This is a genomic window from Exiguobacterium sp. CH10, assembly GCF_018617635.1.
In the GTDB taxonomy this organism is placed as follows: domain Bacteria; phylum Bacillota; class Bacilli; order Exiguobacteriales; family Exiguobacteriaceae; genus Exiguobacterium; species Exiguobacterium aestuarii_A.
The window spans coordinates 462,024-478,666 of the sequence record NZ_JACSKO010000001.1 but is presented as its reverse complement, the minus strand read 5'-3'; the positions used below and the strand labels follow the sequence as shown (position 1 = coordinate 478,666).

General features: G+C 47.1%; 15 protein-coding genes and 1 other annotated feature. Of the genes, 9 read left to right on the top strand and 6 right to left on the bottom strand.

The window, feature by feature from the left end:
• Nucleotides 1–35 precede the first annotated feature (35 nt).
• Nucleotides 36–1,343 carry a UDP-N-acetylmuramate--L-alanine ligase gene (gene murC, locus KNP04_RS02495; protein WP_214874563.1) on the top strand — a complete coding sequence of 436 codons (1,308 nt, stop codon included), beginning with the start codon at nt 36–38 and terminating at the stop codon, nt 1,341–1,343.
• A 97-nt stretch (nt 1,344–1,440) separates the two neighbouring features.
• Nucleotides 1,441–1,893 (top strand): Dps family protein, encoded by a 453-nt coding sequence (locus KNP04_RS02490; RefSeq protein WP_214693309.1) that lies wholly within the window; start codon nt 1,441–1,443, stop codon nt 1,891–1,893.
• Nucleotides 1,894–1,935: 42 nt separating this feature from the next.
• Here KNP04_RS02490 and KNP04_RS02485 read toward each other — a convergent pair whose 3' ends face one another.
• Nucleotides 1,936–3,048 (bottom strand): aminopeptidase, encoded by a 1,113-nt coding sequence (locus KNP04_RS02485; protein ID WP_214746407.1) that lies wholly within the window; start codon nt 3,046–3,048, stop codon nt 1,936–1,938.
• Nucleotides 3,049–3,217: 169 nt separating this feature from the next.
• Between KNP04_RS02485 and KNP04_RS02480 the strand changes: the two genes are divergently transcribed.
• The 4 genes from KNP04_RS02480 (at nt 3,218) to ccpA (ending at nt 6,670) form a co-directional block, all read left to right on the top strand.
• Nucleotides 3,218–3,730: a DUF948 domain-containing protein gene (locus KNP04_RS02480; RefSeq protein WP_214782151.1), complete on the top strand. Its 513-nt coding sequence runs from the start codon at nt 3,218–3,220 to the stop codon at nt 3,728–3,730.
• A gap of 25 nt (nt 3,731–3,755) precedes the next feature.
• The gene (locus KNP04_RS02475) at nt 3,756–4,304 is read left to right on the top strand and encodes a YtxH domain-containing protein (RefSeq protein ID WP_214746413.1); all 549 of its coding nucleotides are present in this window, start codon (nt 3,756–3,758) and stop codon (nt 4,302–4,304) included.
• 133 nt (nt 4,305–4,437) lie between these two features.
• Nucleotides 4,438–5,529, top strand: a complete 1,092-nt coding sequence (locus tag KNP04_RS02470; RefSeq protein WP_214693301.1) for a bifunctional 3-deoxy-7-phosphoheptulonate synthase/chorismate mutase — start codon at nt 4,438–4,440, stop codon at nt 5,527–5,529.
• 127 nt (nt 5,530–5,656) lie between these two features.
• Nucleotides 5,657–6,670 (top strand): catabolite control protein A, encoded by a 1,014-nt coding sequence (gene ccpA, locus KNP04_RS02465; protein ID WP_214874562.1) that lies wholly within the window; start codon nt 5,657–5,659, stop codon nt 6,668–6,670.
• A gap of 51 nt (nt 6,671–6,721) precedes the next feature.
• Here the strand turns inward: ccpA and KNP04_RS02460 are convergent, their stop codons facing one another.
• From KNP04_RS02460 to KNP04_RS02450, 3 genes are read right to left on the bottom strand one after another with little or no spacing between them, the layout of a single operon-like run.
• Complete coding sequence (locus KNP04_RS02460; protein ID WP_214874561.1) at nt 6,722–7,891, bottom strand: acetoin utilization protein AcuC; 1,170 nt, start codon at nt 7,889–7,891, stop codon at nt 6,722–6,724.
• On the bottom strand, nt 7,888–8,520 hold the full coding sequence (locus KNP04_RS02455; protein ID WP_012726747.1) for an acetoin utilization AcuB family protein: 633 nt from the start codon (nt 8,518–8,520) through the stop codon (nt 7,888–7,890). The genes KNP04_RS02460 and KNP04_RS02455 overlap by 4 nt, the downstream gene beginning before the upstream one ends.
• 11 nt (nt 8,521–8,531) lie before the next feature.
• Nucleotides 8,532–9,161 (bottom strand): GNAT family N-acetyltransferase, encoded by a 630-nt coding sequence (locus KNP04_RS02450; protein ID WP_214820421.1) that lies wholly within the window; start codon nt 9,159–9,161, stop codon nt 8,532–8,534.
• A 155-nt stretch (nt 9,162–9,316) separates the two neighbouring features.
• Between KNP04_RS02450 and acsA the strand changes: the two genes are divergently transcribed.
• Nucleotides 9,317–11,023 carry an acetate--CoA ligase gene (gene acsA, locus KNP04_RS02445; RefSeq protein ID WP_214820419.1) on the top strand — a complete coding sequence of 569 codons (1,707 nt, stop codon included), beginning with the start codon at nt 9,317–9,319 and terminating at the stop codon, nt 11,021–11,023.
• A gap of 43 nt (nt 11,024–11,066) precedes the next feature.
• Here the strand turns inward: acsA and KNP04_RS02440 are convergent, their stop codons facing one another.
• Nucleotides 11,067–13,520, bottom strand: a complete 2,454-nt coding sequence (locus KNP04_RS02440) for a transglycosylase domain-containing protein (RefSeq protein ID WP_214874560.1) — start codon at nt 13,518–13,520, stop codon at nt 11,067–11,069.
• A 168-nt stretch (nt 13,521–13,688) separates the two neighbouring features.
• Nucleotides 13,689–13,886: a binding site (T-box leader), on the top strand.
• 47 nt (nt 13,887–13,933) lie between these two features.
• Between KNP04_RS02440 and tyrS the strand changes: the two genes are divergently transcribed.
• Nucleotides 13,934–15,181: a tyrosine--tRNA ligase gene (gene tyrS, locus KNP04_RS02435; protein WP_214821696.1), complete on the top strand. Its 1,248-nt coding sequence runs from the start codon at nt 13,934–13,936 to the stop codon at nt 15,179–15,181.
• A gap of 96 nt (nt 15,182–15,277) precedes the next feature.
• Nucleotides 15,278–15,904 (top strand): GTP pyrophosphokinase, encoded by a 627-nt coding sequence (locus tag KNP04_RS02430; RefSeq protein ID WP_214874559.1) that lies wholly within the window; start codon nt 15,278–15,280, stop codon nt 15,902–15,904.
• A 35-nt stretch (nt 15,905–15,939) separates the two neighbouring features.
• On the opposite strand, the gene rpsD is transcribed toward KNP04_RS02430, so the two are convergent.
• Nucleotides 15,940–16,539: a 30S ribosomal protein S4 gene (rpsD, locus tag KNP04_RS02425; RefSeq protein WP_074033444.1), complete on the bottom strand. Its 600-nt coding sequence runs from the start codon at nt 16,537–16,539 to the stop codon at nt 15,940–15,942.
• Nucleotides 16,540–16,643: the final 104 nt, after the last annotated feature.

Below are 16,643 nucleotides of genomic sequence, written 5' to 3'. Positions count from 1 at the left end.
GACGAGCCGCAATGAATTAGGGGGGCTATTTACAGATGAACCGTTATCACTTCGTCGGAATTAAAGGAACGGGCATGAGTCCTTTAGCTCAAATTTTATTTGATATGAATAATGAGGTCCGTGGATCGGACGTTGAAAAAGCATTTTTTACAGAAGAAGCATTGAAACGAAAAGGGATTGAAATTTTGCCATTCGACCCTGAAAATATTTCTGAAGATCAAATCGTCGTACAAGGAAATGCGTTCAGCGACGATCATCCAGAAATCGTACGCGCGCGTGAACTCGGATTGACGATTTATAAGTACTACGAGTTTTTAGGTGAGCTCGCGAACCATTACACGAGTGTCGCCATCACAGGGTCACACGGTAAAACATCGACTACAGGCTTGCTTGCACACGTCATGCGTGGAATCGAACCGACATCATTCTTAATCGGTGATGGAACAGGTGAAGGTGTTGCCGATTCGAAGAACTTTGTCTTCGAGGCTTGCGAATATAAGCGTCACTTCTTATATTACCGTCCGGACTATGCCATCATGACGAATATCGACTTTGACCATTCAGATTACTTCTCTGGTTTAGACGATGTCATCGATGCATTCCAGGAGATGGCGAAGCAAGTGAAGAAAGGAATCATTGCTTGTGGCGATGATGAGAATCTTCAGCACATTCAAGCGAACGTTCCACTCGTTTATTACGGGTTTGGGACGCATAACGATTTCCGTGCAGAAAACGTTACGTCGACAGAGAACGGAACGACGTTCGATGTCTTTTTACGTGATGATTTCTACGGAACGTTCCGCATTCCTGGATACGGAGACCATAGCGTGTTGAACGCTCTTGCTGTCATCGCTACATGTGATTACGAGAACTTACCTAAAGAGTTGGTGAAAGATCGTCTTGCATCATTCAACGGGGTGAAGCGTCGTTTTAGTGAATCAACGCTTAACAATCAAGTACTCGTTGACGATTACGCACACCATCCACGTGAGATCAGTGCGACGGTCGAAGCGGCTCGGAAGAAGTATGGAGAGCGGGAAGTCGTTGCGATTTTCCAACCACATACGTACACACGTCTTAAATCATTCATGGATGACTTTGCAACAGCATTGGCTGAAGCAGATACGGTCTATCTTTGTGATATCTTCGGTTCAGCCCGTGAACAAGAAGGGACTGTCACAATCGAGGACCTTCAATCACGAATCGACGGTGCGCATATTTTGAAACGTGGTGGTACGAGCGTCTTACGCAATCATGACAAGGCAGTACTTTTGTTCATGGGTGCAGGTGACATCCAAACGTACCAGCGCGAATATGAAGAAATCGTAAAACTTGAAGCATAAGACGGGGGAGGGACGAATGTCTCTCCTTTTTTATGTTTAGCCAACCAAAATCTCGGTAATAGTAGTATCGATGAATATGACAAAGGAGATGTTTGGAATGGCTAGTCAAGGTGCACTCAATACGTTAAACAAGGAAGTCGCAAACTATGGGTTACTGTTTGTGAAACTGCATAATTATCATTGGTACATTAGCGGTCCTCACTTCTTTACGTATCATGAGAAACTCGAAGAGCTCTATAACTTGGTCGCGGAACTCTACGATGACGTAGCGGAAAGACTTCTCATGAATGACGGTGAACCGTTTGCGACGATGAAAGAGTATTTGGAACACTCGACGCTGACAGAAGGCGATCGTCATGCGGAGACGGATCAGATGATTAAAGATATCATCAACGACTTCAAACAAATTCGCCAAGAGATGCAAGATGCGATGGAAAACTTTGAAGACGGGGATGAAGCGATTGAAGATACGTTCGTCTCTCATATCGAGCGACTCGAAAAAGAAATTTGGATGATGTCTGCCGCACTCGGTAAAAAAACAAAATTGTAACCACAAAAATGGTGCGCCTGACGAAGGCGCACCATTTTTATATTATTTCAAGTTTTCCGGATTGAGTGGAAGCAACGCATCGATGACGAAACGTCCGTCTTTGCGAATGAGGACATCATCGAACCAGATTTCACCACCGCCATAATCCGGACGTTGGATGTTGACGAGGTCCCAGTGAACTGACGAATTATTGCCATTATAGGCATCGTCATACGCTTGACCTGGCGTGAAATGGAAGCTGCCGTCAATTTTCTCATCGAAGAGGATATCTTTCATCGGATGTTGAATGTATGGGTTCACACCGATTGCGAACTCACCGACGTAACGAGCTCCTTCATCTGTATTGAACACTTCATTGATTCGTTCTGTATCATTGGCCGTCGCGTCCACGATTTTGCCGTCTTTGAACGTCAATTTCACATTCTCGAACGTGAATCCTTGGTATGGAGATGGAGTGTTGTACGTGATCACACCATTGACCGAATCTTTTACCGGTGCCGTAAACACTTCACCGTCTGGAATGTTCATTTGACCAGAGCACTTTATTGCCGGAATATCTTTAATAGAGAACGAGAGGTCCGTTCCTGGTCCTTTCAATGTGACGCGGTCCGTCTTGTTCATCAATTCGACCAATCCGTCCATTGCACGGTCCATTTTGCCGTAGTCGAGTGTACATACATTGAAGTAGAAGTCTTCGAACGCTTCTGTTGATTTACCTGCCAATTGTGCCATTGATGGAGAAGGGTAACGAAGTACGACCCATTTCGTTCCTTTGACACGGTCTTCCGTGTGCATTTTACCGAGTGTGGCACCGACGAGTTTTTGTTGCTCACTCGGCACGTCAGAAAGTTCGTTGATGTTATCGCCGGCACGTAAGCCGATGTACGCATCCATTGCCTGCATCTGTTTCCGTTCGATGTCAGCCATGAGTTCGAGTTGCTCACGACTTGCTCCCGTATACAATTTGCGTAAGATACGGCTTTCTTTCAACAAGACGAATGGGTGTCCGCCGGCCTCATATGCTTTTTCGACGAGTGCCTCGACGAGCGATTCCTCTACGCCAAAATTCTCAATCAGTACTTTTTCCCCCGGTTGTAACTTGACGGAATAATTGATTAAACCGTCTGCTAATTGTGTAATTCTTGGATCTCTCACACGACCACCCCTAATTATTTTTATGAATTTCTATTTTAGTGTAATCGAAAACATAAAAACGGGTAAAGGAATAATCAGACCGAATGGCGAAAACGGTTGTAGCAAATCTTTTCAGTCATAATGGTGCTATAATGAAACAAGAAACGATTGAATAGGAGGAATGGATTGAATGGAGATCACATTAGGAGGCATCGCTGGCCTGATTGCGGCCCTCGCGTTTGTCGTACTCGTCATCTTCTTGGCACGTGTCTTATCGAATGTAAACCGTACACTCGGTAGCGTAGCCAATACGACAGAAAACTTAGAACGCCAGCTCGACGGAATCACAATGGAAGTGACGGCGCTCTTACATAAGACGAACCGTCTCGTCGACAACGTGGAAGAAAAAACAGAGTTGCTCGCACCTGTTGCCCATGCACTCGATGAATTAGGTACATCACTGAACGAGGTAACTGAATCGGTCCGTACCGTCTCAACTTCTGTCCACTCGGCAGCAGATGAAAACAAAGAACAGATTGCTCAAGCGGTTCGATGGGGATCGGTCGCGGTAGAACTGTTCAAGAAAAACAAACCAGAATCATCAACTACGAAAGAACGTCCACGTCGTCGCACGCGACGTGAAAAGAAAGAGGAAGCACCTGTATCGCCCGACATGATTAACACGGACGATACAATCAAATAACGATACATCGGGGAGGAACTCACACATGACAGACCAAAAGCAACCAACAGAACAGAATCAATCAAGTAGTGGATTTTTGACGGGTGTCATTCTCGGAGGGATCGTCGGAGCGGCTGTCGCACTATTGACATCACCGAAAAGCGGACGTGAAGTAAGAACATACCTAGATGAAAAGACATCTACATCGCGTGAACGATTGACTGTCAAATCGAAGGAAATGCGTGAGAAGGCAGAACCAGTCGTCGGCGAGTGGATTAAAGTGGCGAGCGATAAAGCGGCGCCGGTCCTCAATATCGTGAAAGATAAGGCGCGTGAAGCGGCCGAATTGAAACAACAGATGGACGAGGATGACCTCTCAATTGAAGAAGCGATGGAGAAAGCAGATCAACTCGTCGCGGAAGCGGAATCTGAAGTGAAAGAACAGATGGACCGCGCGGCTGAAGAAGAGACGACGGACTCATCACTTGAATCTGAGTCGGACGATTCACTCGAAGCACCTGTCAATGAGATGCTCGATGATGAGTCGAAAGAAGAACTCAATGATTTGAAGAAAGACCTTAAAAAAGAAGAATGATGTAAAAGGGCCGAACGCGTTCGGTCCTTTTTTGGTGATTTTGTGACGTAGAAGGTTTCCTTATGACAAAGCGCACAAAGTTCGATATAATTAGGTTTCTGGAAAGAACGGCTTAAGAATGTGAGGGAAACAAATGAGTCCACAAGATCAATTGAATCGATTACGTCGAGAAATGGATGAATTGAACCATGAAATGCTCGACTTACTGAGTCGGCGTGGTGCACTTGCCGTCGAAATTGGAAAAATCAAACGTCTTCAAGGCGTCGAACGATACGACCCGGTCCGGGAACGAGAGATGCTCGATTTCATCGCAGCTTCGAATCAAGGACCGTTCGAAACGTCACGTCTTCAACATATTTTTAAAGAAGTATTCAAAGCGTCTGCTGAACTGCAAGGCGAAGACCGGGATAAGACGTTACTCGTTTCGCGTAAACGTCAACCGGAAGATACGTTGGTCCATTTGAAGGACGTGACGATTGGAAATGGACGTCCGCAGCTGATTGCGGGGCCATGTGCCGTCGAATCGTTCGAACAAGTGAACGCGGTCGCAGAGAAGCTCGCCTTGTCTGGAGTGAAAGTGATGCGAGGCGGAGCATACAAACCACGTACATCGCCGTATGACTTCCAAGGCTTAGGTTTTGAAGGGTTGAAAATGCTGAAGGCAGCAGCGGACCGTCATGATTTACGAGTCATTACAGAGATCATGACGCCAGGAGCAGTCGAGTCGGCCTTGCCATATGTCGATATCATTCAAGTTGGTGCCCGGAATATGCAAAACTTTGATTTGTTGAAAGAAGTCGGTAAGACAGACAAACCGGTCTTGTTGAAGCGTGGATTATCCGCTACAATCGAAGAGTTCATTTATGCGGCAGAGTACATTATGGCGAGTGGGAACAGCCAAGTCATCTTGTGCGAAAGAGGGATTCGGACGTATGAGCGTGCGACACGCAATACGTTAGATATCACGGCGGTGCCGATTTTGAAACAAGAGACGCATTTACCGGTTATGGTAGATGTGACCCATTCGACAGGTCGTCGTGACTTGTTGTTGCCGGCTGCGAAAGCGGCACTTGCCATTGGGGCAGACGGTGTCATGGTCGAAGTACACCCGAATCCTGCCATTGCATTATCGGATGCGCAACAACAATTGGATTTCGATCAATTCGATCAATTTGTGGAAGGACTAACGGTCCAGTTTCCTCAACTTGATTTGGTGAAAAAGTAAGCTTTCCAAATGGAAACGTTTTATATCGCATGAAGACAGGGTAAATGGATGACAGATACCTGTCTTCCTTTTTTAAGACGTTTTATGAAAACTTTTTGAAAATCATGACTTGTAGGAGGAGTAGTTTATGAATAGTAACAACGTAACGATTTACGATGTCGCACGAGAAGCCGGGGTGTCTATGGCAACCGTCTCTCGTGTCGTCAACGGAAACCCGAACGTCAAACCAACGACACGTAAGAAAGTACAAGATGCGATTGACCGTCTCGGTTATCGTCCGAACGCCGTCGCACGTGGACTAGCAAGTAAGAAAACGACGACGGTCGGTGTCATCGTACCGGACATCTCAAACATTTTCTTCGCCGATTTGGCACGAGGCATTGAAGATGTGGCGACGATGTACAAATACAACATCATCCTTGGAAACTCGGATTCAAGTCGTGACAAAGAAATCCATTTATTGAACACGCTATTAGGGAAACAAGTAGACGGCATCATCTTTATGGGTGGACGCTTGCATGAAGATCTCGTCGAAGAGTTCAAAAAATCACCGGTTCCAATCGTTCTCGCAGCGACGTTGAACCAAGGATATGACCTCCCGGCCGTCAACATCGATTATGAGCAAGCAGCATATGACGCGACTCAGATGTTAATCAACCACGGACATGACCGTGTTGGATTCATCACTGGACCACTCGAGCAACAGATCAATGGCGAGAAGAAATTCGCGGGATACCGTCGCGCCCTTGAAGATGCAGGTCTTCCATTCCACGACAACGATATGATTCTCGGGAATTACACATACGCATCAGGTCTTGAAGCGATGCAAAAAATGTTGCAGCGAGACGATTGCCCGAAAGCAATCTTTGCTGGGACTGATGAGATGGCCCTCGGTGTCATCCATGCCATTCAAGATGCCGGCTACTCGGTTCCGAACGACTTTGAAGTAGTCGGTCACGATAACACGCGTCTTGCGACGATGATTCGTCCGAAGTTGACGACTGTCGTTCAACCGATGTACGATATCGGAGCCGTCGCGATGCGTCTCTTGACAAAGATCTTGAACGCAGAAGAAATCGAAGAGAAAAACGTCGTGCTTCCTCACCGGATTGAGCGTCGTGATTCGCTTCGCCAAGACTAACGAAAAGCCTCCCCATCCGTCACGTCATGTGAGGGAAGGGGAGGCTTATTTTTATAGGTATATTGACTTTCGGTCATTTGAAATAAACGGCCAAAAGGCTCGTTTCGTGACTTCCCAATTTTTTTCTTCGATTTGTTGACGTCGCGGGATATGGTCAAACGAATACAGAGAGTCGTCCCACCGAGTAGGCAACGGTTGATCAGCGATACCTGACCACTTCTCAATCCACTCGCGCGGGATATCTCCAGAGTAGGGTGCTTCTCTCGTCAATCCAGCCCATACTTGAGCCCAAGCGCGTGGCACGGCACGATACCAGTCATACCCGCCGCCACCAAGGGCGACGAGACGGCCATCTGTATATTCATCTGCCAGGCGTGAGGCAATCTGAGGAATTTGTTCAAACGTCCGCATTGTTGATGCCAGATGGGTGAGCGGATCAAAGACATGGGCGTCTGCACCGTTTTGGGTCAAGATGATATCGGGTTTAAACCATTCGCACGCCTCGCGCAAGACAGTCTCATAGCACGTCAAGAAAGAATCATCTTGGGTGAACGCATCGACCGGTACGTTCCAACTGTAGCCGTATCCTTTGCCGTTCCCTCGTTCTGTCACCATTCCGGTGCCGGGGAACAAATAGCGTCCCGTCTCATGAATCGACAGTGTCATCACATCATCATCGTCATAGAAGAGCCATTGGACGCCGTCCCCATGATGCGCATCCGTATCGACATAAAGGACGCGCGATCCGTATTGTTTCCTGACATGTGCAATCGCGACGGCTGCGTCGTTATAGACGCAAAATCCGGATGCTTTGCGTCGCATGCCATGATGTAAACCGCCGCCGACATGAAAGGCGCGCTCCGCTTTCCCGCTCGCGACCAAATCGAGCGCATGAATCGTCCCGCCGACAAGCCGAGCGGCCCCCTCATGTATCGTCGGAAAGATAGGTGTGTCTTCCGTACCGAGACCAAACTTATTCGCTTTCAGCGTAGAAAGTTCTCCTGCAGCCGCAGCTTGGACGGCTTCGATATAATCGAGGTCGTGAACGAGCGCTAACTCTTCAACCGAGGCGAGTGGAGGAGACACACATTCCGATTTGGAAAGTTTTCCGGCTGCAATCAAAAGTGATGTCGTCAATTCCAGCCGTAGCGGATTGAACGGATGATCCTCATGAAAGCGATAAGACGTCTCGTCTTCGCCAAATATGTAAATCGGTCTCATCGCGACATCTCCGGACCGAGGACATCATAGCCTTCGCGTTTCAACCGTTCGATGATTCGGAGCGGGTTCATCGTCTGGACGCGGAACGAGATGATGCGCTTATACGGATCGCTCGTCGGATGAACGAAGACGTTGATGATATTGACGTTTGTTTTGGCGAGGAGTCGGGTTACTTTTTCAAGTGTACCGGTCGTATTTTCGACGAGGATCTCAATTTGCGAACTTGGTTCGAGTGCGCCGGTCAATTGAACGAAATAGCGTAATAAATCGGTCTCAGTTAATACACCGACGAGTTTCCCTTGTTCGACGATGGGGAGACAGGTTAGCCGGTTTTCATAAAACAAAGCAGCTGCATCTTCAAAGAAGTCGAAAGGATGCGCTGTCGGTACCTCTGAACGCATGATACTCGATACAGGGTTTTGAAAGTCTGCATTTTCACTTTCGGGATGAAAGACGCTCGTCGCACCACTCATCTCAAATTGTCCGACGATCCCGACAACTTGGCGGGCCGGATTTGTCACAATCAAATGTCGGACACGATGCTCGCGCATCAATTTAGCGGCATGAGCGATCGTATTGGTCGGTTGAATCGTCACAACATGTCGATTCATCATCTGTTCGATTAGCATGAAATCCCTCCTTAGTCGTACATAAATCGCCGGCGAAGTCGTAGCGAATCAAAATGATCGATGGATTCTTGGCGCACGTTTTTGCCGATGCGAGCCATCAAACAGTTGGCAGGGTGAGAGGCGATTTCAGGATCGTCTGTCGGAAAGAAGACAAGTCCACCGTGATTCATCATCTTCTCCATGACTTTTCGATAATCCCAAATCGAGAGTCCGCTGCCTTTCAAATCCCAGTGCCAATAATATTCGGTCGTCAAAATTAAAAAGTCATCCATATGTGGGTCCATCATCGATACTTCGAGTAATTGCTTCCCGATTCGTTGACCACGGAAGCGGGGACTCACCTCGATTGCCCCAAGTTCAAGGATGTATGGGTCGTTTCCTTCACTCCAACGCTCATATGGGTCCGGATAAAGGAATGTCACGTAACCGATCACGAGATCATCCTGTCTGGCGACGATGATTCTTCCTTCTTTCAACCCAGCAATATCGACAAGAGCCTCGTGCTGATCTTCTGGTTCACGAAAAGCCGTCAATCCTTCATCAAGACGATACGTCTGCAGCACGTTGGGCGCAACCGGACCGTCAATCGTGACGTCACCTTGTGAGGTCTGCCACACTTTTGAATGATATTGTTTTTCCATTGGGTCACCACCTTTTCCACCTCTTATTATAGCGCTTTCATGAAGCAGGAATCATCCTGTTTTGATGAAATTGGAAATTCATTGATTTGTCATAATTTTAACACTATACTGAAAGTGGTTATACCAATCTTTACAGGGGAGGCGAATCTTTAGCGATGGAAAAATTGAAAGCGTTAACAGGGGAGCATCAATTAGCGTCGTATGAAGAGGCTTGTCAGTCGTTTGAATGGACACAAGCAGAAGCTTTATTTTCTTGGAACTTAACGGGGAAAGTCAATTTGGCATACGAAGCAATCGATCGTCATGCGGAGAGTGAATTAGCGACGAAAGTGGCATTGCTCTATTTCGATGGGGATCGGGAAGAGCGTTACACGTATGCGGATATGAAGCAAGAAAGTAATCGTTCTGGAAATGTTCTGAAGTCGATTGGTGTGGAGAAAGGCGACCGCGTCTTTATCTTTATGCCACGTCAACCAGAACTTTATTTTATTTTACTCGGTGCCATCAAACTCGGAGCAATCGTTGGACCGTTGTTTGAGGCGTTCATGGAACAGGCGGTACACGATCGATTGCTCGACTCTGAAGCAAAAGTGATTGTGACGACGAAAGAACTGTTGCCACGTGTACCGGTCGACCAGTTGCCGCACCTCGAAACGATTCTGCTCGTCGGTGACGATATCGAAGAGTCGGGGAAAGTGCTCGACTATCGGAAATTGGCGAACGGGGCGACGACAGAACTCGAGTTAACATGGGTCGATCGAGAAGACGGTCTGATTTTACACTATACATCAGGATCAACAGGAAAACCAAAAGGGGTCCTTCATGTTCATAATGCCATGATTCAACATATGATGACCGGTAAATGGGTGCTTGACCTTCAGCCGGACGATATTTACTGGTGCACCGCTGACCCGGGCTGGGTAACTGGAACGAGCTACGGGATTTTTGCACCGTTCTTGAACGGGGCGACGAACGTCATCGTTGGGGGCCGATTCAACCCTGAGTTCTGGTATTCGGTCATCGAACGATTCGGTGTGACGGTCTGGTATAGTGCACCGACGGCGTTTCGCATGCTCATGGGTGCGGGCGATGAGGCGTTTGAAAAGTATGACTTATCGTCACTAAGACACATTTTATCGGTCGGTGAGCCGTTGAATCCTGAAGTCATTCGTTGGGGACACGAAGCGTTCGACCTCCGGATCCATGACACGTGGTGGATGACAGAAACAGGCGCAATGATGATTTGTAACTATCCGACGATGGACATCAAACCGGGTTCAATGGGGAAACCGGTCCCAGGATGTGAAGCTGCCATTTTGGATGACCGCGGTCAACCACTTCCGCCACACCGAATGGGGAACTTGGCACTCAAGACGCCTTGGCCATCGATGATGCGGAAGATCTGGAAGAACGATGCGAAGTATGAGAGCTATTTCTGGGGAGATTGGTACGTATCGGGCGACTCGGCTTACATGGATGAAGACGGATACTTCTGGTTCCAAGGACGTGTGGATGACGTCATCATGACGGCTGGAGAACGCGTCGGTCCATTTGAAGTCGAAAGCCGACTCGTAGAGCACCCGGCTGTCGCTGAGGCGGGTGTCATCGGAAAACCGGACCCGGTCCGAGGCGAAATCATCAAAGCATTCATTGCGCTTCGGAAAGGCTATGAGCCGTCGGATGAGTTAAAACAAGAAATCCAGCAATTCGTCAAAGAAGGATTAGCTGCGCATGCGGCACCACGTGAAATTGAATTCAAAGACAAGTTGCCGAAAACGCGAAGCGGTAAGATCATGCGTCGTGTCTTGAAAGCTTGGGAGTTGAATCTTGAGACAGGTGACCTCTCCACGATGGAAGATTAAGATATACAAAAAACGGTCGACACGCGATGTGTCGACCGTTTGCTTATGCACCGTCCGAATCGGCATTCTCTTCAGCTGGTGGCTCAGCTTCTTGTTGTGCCTCTTCCTCAGCTTTCTTCTTCGCTTCTTCCTCGGCTTTTTTCTTTGCCTCGGCTTCGGCTTTAGCTCTAGCTTCTTCTTCAGCTTTTTTCTTAGCGGCAGCATCGGCAGCGGCTTCTTGTTTCTTCTCTTCAGCCTCTTCCTTCGCTTCCTCCGCCTCTCGTTTCTTCTCTTCTTCTTCCTTCTTCTTCTCTTCCTCTTCTTTTTCTTTCTCTTCTACTTTTTTCTTCTCAGAGAATGAACCAGAGTCTTTGAAGTCTTTCGCAGTTACGCTAGAAGGTTGTTTATAACGAGCATTCGTTTCAAATACTTCAGGATTTGCACCATATGCATTATTGATAAGTTGCGACCACATATTCTGTGTACGTTGATAAGCTCCACCATATGGATACTTTTCATTTAATCTAGCTTCTTGATCATATCCTGTCCACACTGCGAGTGTAATACCTGGAGTCGAACCAACAAAGTAAGAATCTCGTACATCCTGTGTCGTCCCAGTTTTACCCATCCAGTCTCCTGGTACGTTTAACAATGAATTTGCATACGTTGCGGTACCTGATTTAAAGACATCTCGAAGCATATCGACAACGAGATAAGCAGTTCGGTCTTGATAGATTCTTGTCTTTTTCTGTTCATGTTGGTAAATGACTTCGCCTTGATACTCGACACTTTCAACAATGTAAGGTTCAACGTGTTCACCAAGGTTTGCGAGCATGGCATAACCAGAAGCAAGGTCTTTAAGCTTCACTGAGTTAACACCAAGTGCCATTGACGGAGCATCACGCATTTCGTCAGGTACATCAATCCCCATTTTGATCAGCTTTTCAGTATCTTGTCTAAAGGCAGCTCGTTCTTCATAAATTTTTACAGCAGGTACGTTACTTGAAATTTTAAGCGCTTCTCGAACAGTCATCGCACCGCGATAAGGGGGATTAAAATAGTAGTTACCGACAGAAACTGTATTTGGTTCAGATCCATGTTGGTACTTATATTCTTCGTCCACGACAACTGTTGCTGGCGTGACTAATCCTTGTTCTATTGCGTTTGGGTATACAAGAATTGATTTCGCAGTAGAACCGATTTGGCGTTCCATTTGGTGAGCGCGGTTAAAATCATCTGTCTTACCATTTATATAGCGTCCACCAACAAAACCAAGAATTTTTCCGGTTTTATTTTCAAGCATGATTGACGATGTTTGTTCTGGTCCATTTTCAGGGTCTTTCACATTGTTTGGGCCAAAGTTTCCATCGTTTTTTGCTGGCTTTTGCATAGCCTCATAAATCCCTTTATCTAGCGTCAACTTGATGTTGTAACCACCCTGACGTAGGGCGTTATGCGCACGACGAGCATAAGTACTGAGTACTTCTTTTCTGTCGTCGGCGTTCAGTTCGCTGACGTCTACCCCGTCTTGTGCCAATAAGTGATCACGTACAATCAAGCGAGCTTCATCTTCCGCCCACTGCACGACGTACGGATACTTATCCCGTGGTTTCGACTGCGTCTTCATGAAGTCTTGCGTAATGTCATAGTTATACGCTGCGTCATACTCTTCTTGTGTAATCTTCCCAGCGACATACATCCGGTTCAAGACGGTCTTCATTCGGTTGACCGCACCTGACACATCTTCTTTAATGACCCCACCTTGATAGTAAGGTGTATAGAAGAATGGGTTTTTCGGAATACCTGCTAAAAATGCTGCTTGTGGAAGCGTCAATTTCTCAGCAGACGTGTTGAATACGCCGTTTGCAGCGGCTTCGATTCCTGAAATGTTACGTCCCATCGAGTTACGACCGAATGAGACAACGTTTAGGTAGGCATTTAAAATCTCATCCTTATCCATTGCTTTTTCAAGACGAAGGGCAAGTAGGATTTCTTTTGCTTTCCGTTCGAACGATACTTCGTTCGTCAGCATTTGGTTTTTAATCAATTGTTGCGTCAAGGTCGAACCACCTGTGCGATCCTCTGACCCTGTCGCTTCTTGTAAGATGGCACGAAGCGTCGCTTTTGGCACGACACCATCATGTTCATAAAACTCGACATCCTCTGTCGCGAGAAGCGCATCGACCACATAGGGTGATACTTTTTCTACGGGGATTGGAATGCGTACTTCATCGGTCGTGTAGTTCCCGATGCGTTCTCCGCTCCCGAAATAAATATTTGACGTCGACGTGTACGTATTGATTTGTGACGTCATCGTCTTATAGGCAGGGGTCGGCATATCTTTGACAAGGGATGCGAAATATCCGACACCGATTCCGGCACCTAAAAATCCGATTAGTACAACAGAAATGATGGTGAGGAGTAAGACGTTCCACGACACATCATAGATCACATTGGCATAGCGACGTGCTTTCATGGACGTCGGATTATTCCATAAATCTCGAATCTTCTGCAGCATGACAGCCTCCTTAATATGGTGTAAAACTATTTTAGACAGTAATATATTCGATTATAGCACAATTCAACCTACACCTTACCTTGAAACCGAAGTCTCGTGCAAGTTTCATTATGGGAGTTGACAAGTTGAAAACGATGCTTATAAAATGAATAGCATAGTCAACGATATCATGACGCGATGAAGAAAGCGAAGTAGTCGGTGGGCCTCTTGTCCAGAAAGCTAGTGGTTGCTGTGAACTAGCCAATGCCAAACGATGAATTACACTTTCAGAGCGTGCCTTCGGGCCGGTTCGAGACCGTTATCTCTCGCTCAAGCGGTCGCAAATTGCGACAAGTAGGGTGGTACCGCGGAATCTCCGTCCCTTCTCATATGAGAAGGGACGTTTTTTTATGTCAATTGAAGGAGTGGAACAGATGGAACTATTAAAAGACTTAGAGTTTCGAGGACTTGTCAACCAAATGACAGATGAAGAAGGATTGAAAGAACAACTGAAACAACCTACGACGTTGTACACGGGATTTGACCCGACAGCTGACTCGCTTCATATCGGGCACTTGCTCCCGATTTTGACGCTGAAACGTTTCCAACAAGCAGGTCACCAGGTCATCGCGCTCGTCGGTGGGGCGACAGGTATGATCGGAGACCCGTCAGGTCGTTCGGATGAACGTTCATTGAACACGTTAGATACGGTTAAACTTTTCTCGGACCGCATCAAAGATCAGTTGAGCCGATTCCTTCCACTTGAAGGGGAGAACCCGATCACGATTCGCAACAACTACGAATGGACGGAAGAGATGTCCATCATCGATTTCCTTCGCGACATCGGGAAGCACTTCCCAATCAGTTACATGCTTGCGAAAGATTCTGTCGATTCACGCATGGAGAACGGGATTTCGTACACAGAATTCTCATACATGTTGCTCCAATCCTACGACTTCTTGAAACTATACGAGACAGAGAAATGTCGTCTTCAAGTCGGTGGAAGTGACCAATGGGGGAACATCACGGCAGGTCTTGAATTGATTCGTCGCTTCGGGCACTCAGAAAAAGCGTTCGGTCTCACGGTTCCGCTCGTCACAAAGTCGGACGGACAGAAGTTCGGGAAGACAGCGGGCGGTGCGGTTTGGTTAGACGCAGATAAGACGTCGCCATACGAGTTCTACCAGTTCTGGATCAACGTTGACGATGCAGATGTCATCAAGTTCATCAAATACTTCACGTTCATGTCGCATGAAGAGATTGAAGCACTTGCGACTGAAGTGGCAGAAGCACCTGAGAAGCGTATGGCGCAGCGCCGTCTCGCAGAAGAGATGACGAAGCTCGTCCATGGTGAAGCAGGACTTGAACAAGCGGAACGTATCACGAAAGCATTCTTTAGCGGAGATTTGACGTCGCTTCAACCAGAAGACATGGAAGATGCTTTCAAAGGAATGCCACAATTCGAGCTTGACGGCGAGCGCAACATCGTCGACCTCCTCGTCGAGGCGAAGATCTCACCATCAAAACGTCAGGCACGTGAAGATGTGACGAACGGAGCGATTTACTTGAACGGCGGACGCGAACAAGCGCTTGATAAAGTCGTCACGCGCGAAGACACACTCGGTGAATTCACAATCATTCGTCGCGGTAAGAAAAAATATTTCGTGATTCGTCACGTATAATCATCACGTCCGTTCCTCATTTGTTGAGGAATGGACGTTTTTTATACATTCTATGTTATTCGGATTTGATAAAATGAGGAGATAGGAGGGATGACGATGGAAATTGAAGAATTTTTCGGCGACCAGTTCCATCAATGGCGCGAACACTTTCGGTATTATGAAATGGCAATCACGGAACTCGAAAGCGATCTCGGGATCATTGACTTGGATTGGCAGACGAGACTCGGTTATTCACCAATTGAGCATGTGAAGACGAGAATGAAGACGTTACCGTCCATCGTGCGCAAGATGAAACGGAAAGACTTACCTCTAGAAGTGTCTGCACTTTGGGAACACGTCCACGATGTGGCAGGCATTCGGATTGTCACGAGCTTCCGTGATGATATTTATGAAATCTTGCGTCATTTAGAGGCGCGGGATGATTTGGACATCATCGAGATCAAAGATTATATCGAGCATCCGAAGCCGAGCGGGTATCGGAGTTTACATTTGATCGTGAAGACGAAGGTGTATTTGGCGGAACGAATCATCTGGGTACCGGCTGAAATTCAAATTCGTACACTTGCCATGGATTTTTGGGCGGCGACGGAACATAAGCTTCAATATAAATATCAGCATGAAGTACCAGATTCATCGAAAGAAGAACTCATTGAGGCGTCAAGGATGGCCGATGCCCTCGATACGCAGATGGGGCGCATTCGACAAGAAATTTTGAAGAAATAAAAAAATCCCCTTCGCGAAGAAGGGGATTAAAAGCATTAACGTGAGTAGTACTCGACGATCAATTGCTCTTTGATTTGGTCGTTGAGTTCAGCGCGTTCTGGGAGACGTACGAATGTACCTTCGAGTTTCTCAGCGTCAAACGATACGAAGTCTTTTGTAGCTGGTGCTACTTCAAGAGCTTCAGCGATTGCTTTCACGTTTTTCGACTTTTCGCGAACTGCGATAACTTGACCTGGTTTTACGCGGTAAGACGCGATGTCTACGCGTGATCCGTCAACTGTGATGTGACCGTGGTTGACGAGTTGGCGTGCTCCACGACGTGTGCGAGCGAGACCGAAACGGTAAACGAGGTTGTCAAGGCGTGATTCGAGCAAGAACATGAAGTTCTCACCGTGGATGCCTGGCATTTTACCAGCATCGTTGAAGATGCGGCGGAATTGCTTCTCGTTCACTCCGTACATGTGACGAAGTGCTTGCTTCGCTTGAAGCTGAAGACCGTATTCTGAGATTTTCTTACGACCATTTCCGTGTTGACCTGGTGCGTAAGGACGTTTTACTAATTCTTTACCCGTTTCGCTAAGCGAGATGCCTAAGCGACGCGAGAGTTTCCAAGCTGGACCTGTGTAACGAGCCATGATTGGACTCCTCCTTGTTGTTCATGTATTTTGCACAAAAGAACAACGGTGTCAAAGACGAGTAACGCCCCTTTCAAGGTGCAAGCACCTTCACTTGATAGCGA

What these genes read in the sequence shown, in the direction of transcription:
- murC (WP_214874563.1), top strand. Translation starts at nt 36, where the DNA reads ATGAACCGTTATCACTTCGTCGGAATTAAAGGAACGGGCATGAGTCCT.
- KNP04_RS02490 (WP_214693309.1), top strand. Translation starts at nt 1,441, where the DNA reads ATGGCTAGTCAAGGTGCACTCAATACGTTAAACAAGGAAGTCGCAAAC.
- KNP04_RS02480 (WP_214782151.1), top strand. Translation starts at nt 3,218, where the DNA reads ATGGAGATCACATTAGGAGGCATCGCTGGCCTGATTGCGGCCCTCGCG.
- KNP04_RS02475 (WP_214746413.1), top strand. Translation starts at nt 3,756, where the DNA reads ATGACAGACCAAAAGCAACCAACAGAACAGAATCAATCAAGTAGTGGA.
- KNP04_RS02470 (WP_214693301.1), top strand. Translation starts at nt 4,438, where the DNA reads ATGAGTCCACAAGATCAATTGAATCGATTACGTCGAGAAATGGATGAA.
- ccpA (WP_214874562.1), top strand. Translation starts at nt 5,657, where the DNA reads ATGAATAGTAACAACGTAACGATTTACGATGTCGCACGAGAAGCCGGG.
- KNP04_RS02460 (WP_214874561.1), bottom strand. Translation starts at nt 7,891, where the DNA reads ATGAGACCGATTTACATATTTGGCGAAGACGAGACGTCTTATCGCTTT.
- KNP04_RS02455 (WP_012726747.1), bottom strand. Translation starts at nt 8,520, where the DNA reads ATGCTAATCGAACAGATGATGAATCGACATGTTGTGACGATTCAACCG.
- KNP04_RS02450 (WP_214820421.1), bottom strand. Translation starts at nt 9,161, where the DNA reads ATGGAAAAACAATATCATTCAAAAGTGTGGCAGACCTCACAAGGTGAC.
- acsA (WP_214820419.1), top strand. Translation starts at nt 9,317, where the DNA reads ATGGAAAAATTGAAAGCGTTAACAGGGGAGCATCAATTAGCGTCGTAT.
- KNP04_RS02440 (WP_214874560.1), bottom strand. Translation starts at nt 13,520, where the DNA reads ATGCTGCAGAAGATTCGAGATTTATGGAATAATCCGACGTCCATGAAA.
- tyrS (WP_214821696.1), top strand. Translation starts at nt 13,934, where the DNA reads ATGGAACTATTAAAAGACTTAGAGTTTCGAGGACTTGTCAACCAAATG.
- KNP04_RS02430 (WP_214874559.1), top strand. Translation starts at nt 15,278, where the DNA reads ATGGAAATTGAAGAATTTTTCGGCGACCAGTTCCATCAATGGCGCGAA.
- rpsD (WP_074033444.1), bottom strand. Translation starts at nt 16,539, where the DNA reads ATGGCTCGTTACACAGGTCCAGCTTGGAAACTCTCGCGTCGCTTAGGC.